The organism is Klebsiella sp. JN_Kp127, assembly GCF_040062505.1.
Taxonomy (GTDB): domain Bacteria; phylum Pseudomonadota; class Gammaproteobacteria; order Enterobacterales; family Enterobacteriaceae; genus Klebsiella; species Klebsiella quasipneumoniae.
Genome location: NZ_JBEAHS010000052.1, coordinates 167,713 through 179,478 on the forward strand (window position 1 = coordinate 167,713; position 11,766 = coordinate 179,478).

Consider the following 11,766-nt stretch of genomic DNA (forward strand, 5'->3'; position numbering starts at 1 on the left):
TAACCGTTTTTGCGCTGGCGCCGAAAGGGTGAGTCCCGTAGGGGCGATTCACGCGGCCAGAACATAGGGCTCTGGGAGCATCGACAGCGATAAACCCGGGCGAGCGCGCGCACCTGCAGCTTGAAAAACGACGAGTATAACACCAATACTCAGTCACACATGATGTCTGCAAGTCAATGATCAGAGGTCTTTGACGTCACTCCCCACTGCATCAGTTCTCCCAGAATTTCCTGCTGTCGTCCTGCCATCAGGCGGGCCAGCCAGGACGCTTCCTGCGTCGCAGAAAAGTAGCGCTGGTAGAACGATTTTGCGGTAGACCTCATCATATTCACCTCCTCGCTTCATCGGGATTCATTATTGGCTTAATATGGGGAGTAATAAATTGCTGAGTTTTGCGCAGGAGTTCCTCTTTTATGTCTTCCGGCCGTCTGCAACAACAGTTCATCCGTCTATGGCAGTGCTGCGACGGCAAGTCGCAGGAGACCACCCTCAACGAGCTGGCGGAAATGCTGAGCTGCTCGCGCCGCCACATGCGCACCTTGCTCAATATGATGGAGTCCCGCGGCTGGCTGACCTGGGAGGCGGAGGCTGGCCGCGGAAAACGCTCGCGGCTGACCTTTCTCTATACCGGCCTCGCCCTGCAGCAGCAGCGTGCCGAAGATCTGCTTGAGCAGGATCGCATCGATCAGCTGGTGCAGCTGGTCGGCGATAAAGCAGCCGTCCGTCAGATGCTGGTCTCACATCTCGGGCGCAGCTTCCGCCAGGGGCGGCACATCCTGCGCGTGCTCTACTACCGGCCGATGAAGAATTTACTGCCCGGCAGCGCGCTGCGGCGTTCGGAAACCCATATCGCCCGGCAAATATTCAGCGCTCTGACGCGGGTAAATGAGGAAAATGGGGAACTGGAAGCCGATATTGCCCACCACTGGCAGCAGTTGACGCCCACCCACTGGCGCTTTTTCCTCCGGCCAGGCATCCATTTTCACCATGGCCGTGAGCTGGAGATGACCGATGTGATCGCTTCTCTGCAGCGCAGCAATGCCCTGCCGCTCTATTCGCATATCGAACGCATTGCGTCGCCCACCGCCTGGACCCTGGATATTCATCTGCGCCAGCCCGACCGCTGGCTGCCCTGGCTGCTGGGCCAGGTACCGGCGATGGTGCTGCCGCAGGAGTGGCGGACCATGAACCACTTTTCTTCGATGCCGGTCGGCACCGGCCCGTATGCCGTGGTGCGCAACAATCAGAACCAGCTCAAGATCCACGCCTTTGAGGACTATTTTGGCTACCGGGCGCTGATCGATGAGGTGAACGTCTGGGTGCTACCGGAAATTAGCGAAGAGCCCAACGGCGGCCTGACGCTGCAGGGCAATACCGAAAGCGAAAAGGCGGTGGAGAGTCGTCTGGAAGAGGGGTGCTACTACCTGCTGTTCGACTCGCGAAGCCCGCTGGGCGCCAACGAGGCGGTGCGCCGCTGGTTAAGCTATCTGTTTCAGCCCGCGAACCTGCTCTACCACGCGGGCGAGCTTTACCAGGGCAACTGGTTTCCCGCCTACGGCCTGCTGCCGCGCTGGCATCACGCCAGCAACCACGCCTGCGACAAGCCGGCGGGCCTGGAGACGGTCACTCTCACCTACTACCGCGATCACGTCGAACATCGGGTGATCGGCGGGATCATGCGCGACCTGCTGGCGGCGCATCAGGTGAAGCTGGAGATCCAGGAGCTGGAGTACGATGCCTGGCATCGCGGCGAGGTGGTCAGCGATATCTGGCTCAACAGCGTTAACTTCACCTTGCCGATCGAATTCTCGCTATTCGCCTATCTGTACGAAGTCCCGCTGATTCAGCGCTGCATCCCCATCGACTGGCAGGAAGACGCCAGCCGCTGGCGCGCGGGAGAGTTTAATCCGGCTACCTGGAGTCAGCGTCTGCTGGCCAGCCAGCATATCGTGCCGCTGATCCATCACTGGCTGATGATTCAGGGCCAGCGCAGTATGCGCGGCGTGCGGATGAACACCCTCGGCTGGTTCGATTTTAAATCCGCATGGTTTGCGCCGCCGGAGCCGTAAGCGCTTTCCGTCATCTGACAAAATCATTACACTAAGGCCGTTCTCAACGGGGTGCTAATAAACATACGCAATATCATTCAAGTTGCATCAAGGCAGCAAGCGGGTGAATCCCCTGGAGCATAGATAACTATGTGACTGGGGTGAACGCGCGAAGCTAACGCAGATGCGGCTTGAAGGATGAAGCGTATGGGCTGAGAAAATACCCGTCGAACCTGATCCGGATAACGCCGGCGAAGGGATTTGAGGCTCACTCAAAATCCTTTGCCACCCCTTTTTTCTGAGGTGCAAAGTGTTGAAAAAATTACTCCCGCTGCTGGCGCTGGTCGCCATGCCCGCTCTGGCTAAGCCTGTCCTCACCGTCTATACCTATGACTCCTTCTCTGCCGACTGGGGCCCCGGCCCGGCGGTCAAAAAAGCGTTTGAAGCGGACTGCGGCTGCGAGCTGAAGTTCGTCGCGCTGGAAGATGGCGTTTCGCTGCTGAATCGTCTGCGCATGGAAGGCAAGAACAGCAAGGCTGACGTCGTGCTGGGCCTGGATAACAACCTGCTGGAAGCCGCGGCGCAGAGTCAGCTGTTCGCTAAAAGCCACGTTCCCGCCAGCGCGGTCAGCGTGCCGGGCGGCTGGGATAACGACACCTTTGTCCCCTACGATTACGGCTATTTCGCCTTCGTCTATGACAAAAACAAACTGGCCAATCCGCCGAAAAGCCTGAAAGAGTTGGTCGAGAGCCCGCAGAAGTGGCGCGTCATCTATGAAGATCCGCGCACCAGCACCCCGGGGCTGGGGCTGCTGCTATGGATGCAAAAAGTCTATGGCGATAAAGCGCCCGAGGCCTGGCAGAAGCTGGCGGCGAAGACCGTTACCGTCACCAAGGGCTGGAGCGAAGCCTACGGTCTGTTCCTGAAAGGCGAAAGCGACCTGGTGTTGAGCTACACCACCTCGCCGGCCTACCACATTATTGAAGAGAAAAAAGACCACTATGCGGCGGCGAACTTCGCCGAAGGCCACTATCTGCAGGTCGAAGTTGCCGCCCGCACCGCCGCCAGCAAGCAGCCGGAACTGGCGGAAAAATTCCTCAAATTTATGGTATCTCCTGGCTTCCAGAACGCCATCCCCACCGGCAACTGGATGTATCCGGTGACCCAGGTCGCGCTGCCGGCCGGTTTTGCAACCCTGGTGAAGCCGCAGACCACGCTGACGTTTACCCCGCAGCAGGTCGCCAGCGAGCGTCAGACCTGGATTAGCGCATGGCAACGCGCCGTCAGCCGCTAAACCTTAGCGGGCTGCTGCCGGGCCTGTTCGCCGCCACGCTGCTCTGCGCCGTCGCGCTGGCGGCGTTTCTGGCGCTGTGGTTCAGCGCGCCCGGTACGGGCTGGCAGACGATCTTCAGCGATAGCTACCTCTGGCACGTGGTGCGCTTCTCCTTCTGGCAGGCGTCGCTCTCAGCGCTGCTTTCGGTGGGCCCGGCCGTCTTTCTCGCCCGCGCGCTTTATCGGCGTCGCTTTCCCGGCCGCACCCTGCTGCTGCGCCTGTGCGCGATGACCCTGATCCTGCCGGTGCTGGTGGCGGTGTTCGGCATCCTCAGCGTCTATGGCCGCCAGGGCTGGCTGGCCTCGCTGTTTCACGCTTTCGGCTGGCAGTGGGATTTCTCGCCTTACGGCCTGCAGGGCATCCTGCTGGCGCACGTCTTTTTCAATATGCCGATGGCCACCCGCCTGCTGCTGCAGGCGCTGGAGAACATTCCCGGCGAGCAGCGGCAAATTGCCGCCCAGCTTGGCATGCGCGGCTATGCCTTCTTCCGCCTCGTCGAATGGCCATGGATGCGCCGGCATATTCCCGCCGTCGCCGCGCTGATTTTTATGCTCTGCTTTGCCAGCTTCGCCACCGTGCTGTCGCTGGGCGGCGGCCCGAAGGCCACCACCATTGAGCTGGCTATCTACCAGGCGCTGAGCTTTGACTACGATCCGGCGCGAGCGGCGATGCTGGCGTTGATCCAGATGCTCTGCTGCCTCGGGCTGGTGCTGCTCAGCCAGCGTCTCAGTAAAGCGGTGGCTATCGGCGTCAGCCATGTCCGCGGCTGGCGCGACCCTGACGATCGCCTGCATAGCCGGCTGAGCGATGGGTTGCTGATCGGCGCCGCCCTGCTGCTTCTGCTGCCGCCGTTGCTGGCGGTCATCGTCGACGGGATCAACCGCAACATGCTGGACGTGCTGGCGCAGCCCGCCCTCTGGCAGGCATTGACGACTTCCCTGCGCATCGCCATTGCCGCCGGGCTGTTGAGCGTGACCCTGACGATGATGCTGCTATGGAGCAGTCGCGAGCTGCGCGCCCGTCAGCGGCCGCTGGCCGGGCAGGCGATGGAGCTGAGCGGCATGCTGATCCTTGCCATGCCGGGCATCGTGCTGGCTACCGGCTTCTTCCTGCTGCTCAATAACAGCATCGGTCTGCCGGAGTCCGCCGACGGCATCGTCATCTTTACCAATGCCCTGATGGCGATCCCCTACGCGCTTAAAGTGCTGGAAAACCCGATGCGCGACATTGCCGTCCGCTACAGCATGCTCTGCCAGTCGCTGGGGATCGAAGGCCTGGCGCGGCTGCGGGTCATCGAACTTCGCGCGCTCCGGCGCCCGCTGGCCCAGGCGTTAGCCTTCGCCTGCGTGCTGTCGATTGGCGACTTCGGCGTGGTGGCGCTGTTCGGCAACGAGGCGTTCCGCACCCTGCCTTTCTATCTGTACCAGCAGATAGGCGCCTACCGCAGCCAGGACGGCGCCGTCACCGCCCTGCTTCTGCTGCTGCTCTGTTTCTTATTATTTACGCTGATTGAAAAACTTCCGGGGCGTGATGCTAAAACTCAATGATGTGACCTGGCTGTACCAGCATCTGCCGATGCGCTTTACTCTCGACGTCGCGCGCGGCGAGCGCATCGCGGTGCTCGGCCCCAGCGGCGCCGGAAAGAGCACCCTGCTGAATCTGATCGCCGGTTTTCTGCCGCCCGCCAGCGGCAGCCTGCAGATTAACGGCGAGACGCATCACGCGACGCCGCCGGCGCAGCGTCCGGTTTCGATGCTGTTCCAGGAGAATAACCTGTTTAACCATCTGACCATTCGGCAGAATATCAGTCTCGGGATCCACCCTGGCCTGAAACTGAGCCGCGAACAGCAGCAGAAAGTCACGGCGATTGCCGCCCAGATGGGAATTGATGACTTGCTTGAACGCCTGCCGGGAGAGCTCTCCGGCGGTCAACGGCAGCGCGCGGCGCTGGCCCGCTGTCTGGTGCGCCAGCAGCCAGTGCTGCTGCTGGATGAACCCTTCTCAGCGCTCGACCCGGCGCTGCGCCAGGAGATGCTGGCGCTGGTGGCTGATGTCTGCGAGCAGCAGCAGCTCACCCTGCTGATGGTCTCGCACAGCGTGGAAGATGCCGCACGCATTGCGCCGCGCTCGATTGTGGTCGCCGAAGGGCGCATTGTCTGGGATGGCGCTACCGCCGAGCTGTTAAGCGGCCACAGCAGCGCCTCGCATCTGATGGGGATCAGCGCGCAATAACCTTGTGCAGGATCGCCAGATAGACCGGCATCAGCGGATGGCGGAAGACAAACGTTAACGCCGTTGCCGCCAGCGCGACCATAAGCGGCGCCAGCCACAGCAGACGCCCGCGCGGCAGCCAGCGGGTCAGCCGATCACCAGACGTTTTCGCGCTCCGCCACAGCCGCCAGCACAGCCACCCCGCCAGCCAGGCGAGCAGCGCCGCCCCCAGCAGCAGCCATTTAAAGCTGGCGCTGTTTTCATCGGCCGGAATATCAATCGCCGCCCCGGCGAGAATGCCAGGCAGGAAATAGAGCGGCGGCCAGAGCAGGCAGCCGATAACATTTGGTAGCACGAATTTGGCCACCGGCAGGTCGAGCATCCCGGCGACCATCGGCACCAGCGGACGCGTCGGCCCAACAAAGCGGCCAATCAGGATGGTGATCATGCTGTGCTGGTGCAGCGCATGCTCGGTTTTCTCCAGCAGGGCGCGGTTTTTCTTCATGAACGACCAGCGGTGCAGCGGCTTTTTAAAGCGCCATCCGAGCCAGAATGAGATCCAGTCGCCCAGCAGACAGCCCACGATCCCCGCCAGCCACGCCTGCCAGAAGTTAACCTCACCGCCGCCAATCAGCGCCCCAAGGCCGGCCATCATCACCGTTCCGGGTAAGATAAGCCCCACCAGCGCCAGCGACTCGAGAAAGGCCACCAGCATCACGGCTAACAGCGAGTAGACCGCGGATTGGGTAATAAAGTGTTCGAGCAATGCTTGCATAATGTACCCGGTTAAAAAACGAAGCCCGGATTCTCCGAAGCCATCGCGCCGTCGTCAAGCCACCAATTGTCTTAATAGTTTACTGGCTGTGACATTTAAGCGGGTCATCATTTCACTTTCTTTACTTTTTATTCACATCCCGCGCGGAATTCGCTCGGGCTGGCGCCGGTGCATTTTTTGAACACGCGGGAAAAATAGAGCTGATCTTCAAAGCCGACGTTGCGCCCGACGGTGGCGATCGGCATCCGCGTGGTGCTCAGCAACAGTTTGGCCTGGCTGATACGCTGGTCCTCCCGCCAGCCGAGGACGCTGATCCCCAGCTGCTGGCGAAACAGGTGCGACAGGCGCGAGGGCGACAGGCAGACGTGCTGGGCGACGCTGGCGATATCAAAATGGCTGTCCGCCAGATGGTCGCTGATGTACTGGCAGGCGTCGCGCACCCGGTTATCCAGCGGCGGATGCAGCGATTCGTTGATCGCCTCCATCCGCCGCAGCAGGAGCTGTTCCAGCAGATTAATCGCCAGCAGTTCGGAATAGCGCCCCGCCCCTTGCCCGGCATCGACGATCTGGCCGAACAGTTCGCCAAAGCGCGCCTGCCACTGCTCGTCCGGACGGAAAAAGCCGGTCTGGGCGAAGATCGTCGGCCAGTTGAGCCACTCGTGCCAGTAGGCGCGCGGGCGGAAGTAGACCCACTGGTGATACCACTCGCTGGCGTCGGGATGGCGGCCGTAGTGATGGATCTCCCCCGGCGGGAACAGCAGCATATCGCCCGGCCGGCAGACAAACTGCTCGCCGTGGTTGTTGATTACCCCCTCGCCGCGGATCGTCAGGTTGAGGATATAGCCTTTCATACCCAGCGGGCGGTCGATAAAGAAATCCAGGTATCCCTGCGCCTCAATCGGCGTCAGGCCGGTGACCAGATGAGCGTTAAAAGAGTAGCCCGGCAGCAGCGGATCGTTTTGCGTTTCGGCCATACGCGTGGTTCTCCCGAAGGTATTAGTGACACCAATTGTCCATATTCATCATTTTATCGCTCTCGGCCCTGTCACGACTGCGACGGCGGTGGAAATTTCGCTAAAAAGCCGCACAGCAAGCGAAAAAAGCGCCAGCGGCGTGCATTCCACCGGGATATGCCGGGTAACAAAAGTGTCTATAAATACGGCAGGAAAGTCCACATCGAATATTTGCACGGCGTCACACTTTGCGAGGTGACAGCAAAATAATCCATAAGATTAGCGAATCCGGCCTGACGGATTTTGCCGGGGATATCTACTGTTGCTGCATGAATGATTTCTGCATGGAGTAACAAGATGGCAATTGCGATTGGCCTCGACTTTGGTAGTGACTCAGTCCGCGCCCTGGCGGTGGAATGCGCGTCCGGCGCAGAACTGGCGGCAAGCGTGGAGTGGTATCCGCGCTGGCGGGAAGGACAGTATTGCGATGGCGCGAACAACCGGTTCCGCCACCACCCGCGAGATTACATCGAGTCCATGGAAGCGGCGCTGAAAAGCGTACTTGCCTCCCTGAGCGCCGAACAGCGCGCCGACGTCGTGGGCATTGGCGTCGACAGCACCGGCTCAACCCCGGCTCCCGTTGATGCCGAAGGCAACGTGCTGGCGCTGCGCGAAGAATTCGCTGACAACCCTAACGCCATGTTTGTCCTGTGGAAGGATCATACCGCGGTCGAGGAAGCCGAGGCGATCACCCGCCTGTGCCACCAGCCGGGCAAAGAGGATTACTCGCGCTATATCGGCGGGATCTACTCCAGCGAATGGTTCTGGGCCAAAATCCTCCACGTCACCCGGGAAGATAGCGCCGTCGCCCAGGCAGCCGCCTCGTGGGTGGAGCTTTGCGACTGGGTGCCCGCCCTGCTCTCCGGCACTACGCGTCCGCAGGATCTGCGCCGCGGCCGCTGCAGCGCCGGGCATAAATCGCTGTGGCATGAGAGCTGGGGGGGTCTGCCGCCGGCCAGCTTCTTTGATGAGCTTGATCCCATCATTAACCAGCATCTGGCCTGGCCGCTGTTCACCGATACCTGGACGGCCGATGTGCCGGTCGGCACGCTAAGCGCAGAGTGGGCCCAGCGCCTGGGTCTGTCGCAGACCGTGGCCATCTCCGGCGGCGCCTTCGACTGCCATATGGGCGCCGTTGGCGCCGGCGCGCAGCCTAACGCGCTGGTGAAAGTCATCGGCACTTCCACCTGCGACATTCTGATTGCCGATAAAGAGAGCGTCGGCGACCGCACGGTCAAAGGCATCTGCGGCCAGGTCGACGGTAGCGTGGTCCCGCACTTTATCGGTATGGAGGCGGGCCAGTCCGCCTTCGGCGATATTTACGCCTGGTTTGGGCGCATCCTCGGCTGGCCGCTGGAACAGCTGGCCCAGCAGCATCCGGAATTGCGCGAACAAATCAAAGCCAGCCAAAAACAGTTACTGCCGGCGCTCACCGAAGCCTGGGCCAGTAACCCATCGCTCGATCATCTGCCGGTAGTGCTTGACTGGTTCAACGGCCGCCGCACGCCGAATGCCAACCAGCGCCTGAAAGGGGTGATCACCGACCTTAACCTGGCCACCGACGCGCCGGCGCTATTCGGCGGACTGATCGCCGCCACCGCCTTCGGCGCCCGCGCCATTATGGAGTGCTTCACCGAGCAGGGGATCCCGGTTAACAACGTCATGGCGCTCGGCGGTATCGCGCGGAAAAACCAGGTCATCATGCAGGCCTGCTGCGACGTGCTGAATCGTCCGCTGCAGATTGTCGCCTCCGATCAGTGCTGCGCGCTGGGGGCGGCTATCTTCGCCGCCGTCGCCGCCGGCGTCTATGAGGATATTCCAGCCGCCCAGCAGCGGATGGCAAGCCAGGTGGAAACCACCCTGCAGCCGCGCCCGGCGCAGGCACAGCGTTTCGAACAACTCTATCAGCGCTACCAGCAGTGGTCGGTCAGCGCCGAACAACACTATCTCCCTTCGGCTGCAAAGGCGGAAAAAGCCCCGCAATCTCAGGCAGCGCTCACCCATTAAGGATACGAAAATGACGATTTTTGATAACTATGAAGTATGGTTCGTTATTGGCAGCCAACATCTCTACGGCCCGGAAGCCCTGCGCCAGGTGACGAAGCATGCCGAACATGTGGTGAACAGCCTGAATGCGGAAGCCAAACTGCCGTGTAAACTGGTCCTCAAGCCGCTGGGCACTACCCCGGACGAGATCACCCATATCTGCCGCGACGCCAACTACGATGACAAATGCGCCGGGTTAGTGGTCTGGCTGCATACCTTCTCGCCGGCAAAAATGTGGATCAACGGCCTGACCATCCTCAACAAGCCGCTGCTGCAGTTCCATACGCAGTACAATGCCGCGCTGCCGTGGGACAGCATCGATATGGACTTTATGAACCTGAACCAGACCGCGCACGGCGGCCGCGAGTTCGGCTTCATCGGCGCCCGTATGCGCCAGCAGCACAGCGTGGTGACCGGCCACTGGCAGGATAAAGAGGCCCACCAGCGCATCGGCGGCTGGATGCGCCAGGCGGTCTCCAGACAGGATACCCGTCATCTGAAAGTGTGCCGTTTCGGCGATAACATGCGTGAAGTGGCGGTGACCGACGGCGATAAAGTCGCGGCGCAGATCAAGTTTGGCTTCTCAGTGAACACCTGGGCGGTCGGCGATCTGGTGCAGGTGGTCAACAGCGTCAGCGACGGCGATATCAGCGCGCTGGTCGATGAATACGAGAGCAGCTACCGTCTGACCCCGGCGGCGCAGGTTCACGGCGACAAGCGCCAGAACGTGCTGGACGCCGCGCGCATTGAGCTGGGGATGAAACGCTTCCTCGAACAGGGCGGTTTCCACGCCTTTACCACCACCTTTGAAGATCTCCACGGCCTGAAACAGCTCCCGGGTCTCGCCGTACAGCGCCTGATGCAGCAGGGCTACGGCTTTGCCGGCGAGGGCGACTGGAAAACCGCCGCTCTGCTTCGCATCATGAAGGTGATGTCAACTGGTCTGCAGGGCGGCACCTCCTTTATGGAGGATTACACCTACCACTTCGACAATGGCAACGATCTGGTGCTCGGCTCGCACATGCTGGAAGTGTGCCCGACGATCGCCACCGCCGAGAAACCGATCCTCGACGTCCAGCCGCTGGGCATCGGCGGCAAAGCGGATCCGGCGCGCCTGATCTTCAATACCCAGACCGGCCCGGCGATTGTCGCCAGCCTGATCGACCTGGGAGACCGCTTCCGTCTGCTGGTCAACACCATTGAAACCGTCCCGACGCCGCACGATCTGCCGAAGCTGCCGGTGGCCAACGCCCTGTGGAAAGCGCAGCCGGATCTGCGTACCGCTTCGGAAGCCTGGATCATCGCCGGCGGCGCGCACCATACCGTCTTCAGCCATGCGCTGAACCTCGACGATATGCGCCAGTTCGCCGAGCTGAATGATATCGAGCTGACCGTCATCGACAACGATACCCGTCTGCCGGCCTTCAAAGACGCGCTGCGCTGGAATGAAGTCTATTACGGTTCAAAACGCTAAAAGGTCGTCCCCTCACCCTACCCCTTTCCCCGCCGGGGAGAGGGTACCGGCCGGGCGCGATGCCGCCTTCCTCCCTCTCCCGCCGGGAGAGGGCCGGGGTGAGGGATACCCGACTCGCCTGCTATTCGGAGCACACTATGTTAGAAGATCTTAAACGCCAGGTTCTGGAAGCCAACTTAGCGCTGCCGCAGCATAATCTGGTGACCTTAACCTGGGGCAACGTCAGCGCCGTCGACCGCGACCAGGGCGTTCTGGTTATCAAACCCTCCGGCGTGGATTATCGCGTAATGACCGCCGACGATATGGTGGTGGTCAGTCTGGAGAGCGGCGAAGTGGTGGAGGGTAAGAAGAAGCCCTCGTCGGATACCCCGACCCATCGCCTGCTGTATCAGGCTTTCCCGACGCTGGGCGGCATTGTGCATACCCATTCGCGCCACGCCACCATCTGGGCGCAGGCCGGGCAAGCTATTCCGGCGACCGGCACCACCCACGCCGACTATTTCTATGGTCCGGTGCCCTGCACCCGGCTGATGACCGATGCGGAGATCAATGGCGAATACGAATGGGAAACCGGCAAGGTGATTGTTGAAACCTTCCGCCAGCGCGAGATCGACCCGGCGCAGATGCCTGGCGTGCTGGTTCATTCCCACGGCCCGTTCGCATGGGGTAAAAATGCCGAAGACGCGGTGCATAACGCCATCGTGCTGGAAGAGATCGCGTATATGGGCATCTTCTGCCGCCAGCTGGCGCCGCAGCTGCCGGATATGCAGCAGACCCTGCTGGATAAGCACTATCTGCGTAAGCACGGGGCTAAAGCCTACTACGGCCAATAATCACCCTGCTCGCGCTGCGCCTGGCAGGGCTAC

At 61.2% G+C, this 11,766-nt stretch carries 10 protein-coding genes and 1 riboswitch; of the genes, 7 read left to right on the plus strand and 3 right to left on the minus strand.

The features are described from left to right. Window positions 1-173 precede the first annotated feature (173 nt). Window positions 174-326 carry a glucose uptake inhibitor SgrT gene (gene sgrT / locus ABLV04_RS21540; protein WP_004204309.1) on the minus strand — a complete coding sequence of 51 codons (153 nt, stop codon included), beginning with the start codon at window positions 324-326 and terminating at the stop codon, window positions 174-176. 87 nt (window positions 327-413) lie between these two features. Here sgrT and sgrR point away from each other — a divergent pair, with 87 nt between their 5' ends. The 4 genes from sgrR to thiQ all read left to right on the plus strand — a co-directional run bounded on the left by sgrR (window position 414) and on the right by thiQ (window position 5,613). Beyond that, window positions 414-2,069, plus strand: a complete 1,656-nt coding sequence (gene sgrR / locus ABLV04_RS21545; RefSeq protein WP_023291965.1) for an HTH-type transcriptional regulator SgrR — start codon at window positions 414-416, stop codon at window positions 2,067-2,069. A 37-nt stretch (window positions 2,070-2,106) separates the two neighbouring features. After that, window positions 2,107-2,326: riboswitch (TPP riboswitch) on the plus strand. Window positions 2,327-2,358: 32 nt separating this feature from the next. Further along, a complete protein-coding gene (thiB, locus tag ABLV04_RS21550) occupies window positions 2,359-3,342 on the plus strand; it encodes a thiamine ABC transporter substrate binding subunit (protein WP_023291964.1) in 984 nt (327 codons plus the stop codon). Continuing rightward, on the plus strand, window positions 3,318-4,928 hold the full coding sequence (gene thiP, locus ABLV04_RS21555) for a thiamine/thiamine pyrophosphate ABC transporter permease ThiP (protein WP_032453832.1): 1,611 nt from the start codon (window positions 3,318-3,320) through the stop codon (window positions 4,926-4,928). The genes thiB and thiP overlap by 25 nt, the downstream gene beginning before the upstream one ends. Then, window positions 4,912-5,613 carry a thiamine ABC transporter ATP-binding protein ThiQ gene (gene thiQ, locus ABLV04_RS21560; protein WP_023291962.1) on the plus strand — a complete coding sequence of 234 codons (702 nt, stop codon included), beginning with the start codon at window positions 4,912-4,914 and terminating at the stop codon, window positions 5,611-5,613. Before thiP ends, thiQ begins: the two co-directional genes overlap by 17 nt. On the opposite strand, the gene ABLV04_RS21565 is transcribed toward thiQ, so the two are convergent. Both ABLV04_RS21565 and araC read right to left on the minus strand, forming a co-directional pair. Further along, window positions 5,600-6,367, minus strand: a complete 768-nt coding sequence (locus ABLV04_RS21565; RefSeq protein WP_180266011.1) for a DedA family protein — start codon at window positions 6,365-6,367, stop codon at window positions 5,600-5,602. The genes thiQ and ABLV04_RS21565 overlap by 14 nt on opposite strands. Window positions 6,368-6,495: 128 nt before the next feature. Further along, a complete protein-coding gene (gene araC, locus ABLV04_RS21570; protein ID WP_004204301.1) occupies window positions 6,496-7,341 on the minus strand; it encodes an arabinose operon transcriptional regulator AraC in 846 nt (281 codons plus the stop codon). Between the two features lie 336 nt (window positions 7,342-7,677). On the opposite strand from araC, the gene araB reads away from it, so the two are divergent. The 3 genes from araB (at window position 7,678) to araD (ending at window position 11,733) form a co-directional block, all read left to right on the plus strand. Then, a complete protein-coding gene (gene araB / locus ABLV04_RS21575) occupies window positions 7,678-9,387 on the plus strand; it encodes a ribulokinase (RefSeq protein WP_023291960.1) in 1,710 nt (569 codons plus the stop codon). 10 nt (window positions 9,388-9,397) lie between these two features. Beyond that, window positions 9,398-10,900, plus strand: a complete 1,503-nt coding sequence (gene araA, locus ABLV04_RS21580; RefSeq protein ID WP_023291959.1) for an L-arabinose isomerase — start codon at window positions 9,398-9,400, stop codon at window positions 10,898-10,900. Between the two features lie 137 nt (window positions 10,901-11,037). Beyond that, a complete protein-coding gene (araD, locus tag ABLV04_RS21585) occupies window positions 11,038-11,733 on the plus strand; it encodes an L-ribulose-5-phosphate 4-epimerase (RefSeq protein WP_017901201.1) in 696 nt (231 codons plus the stop codon). Window positions 11,734-11,766 lie beyond the last annotated feature (33 nt).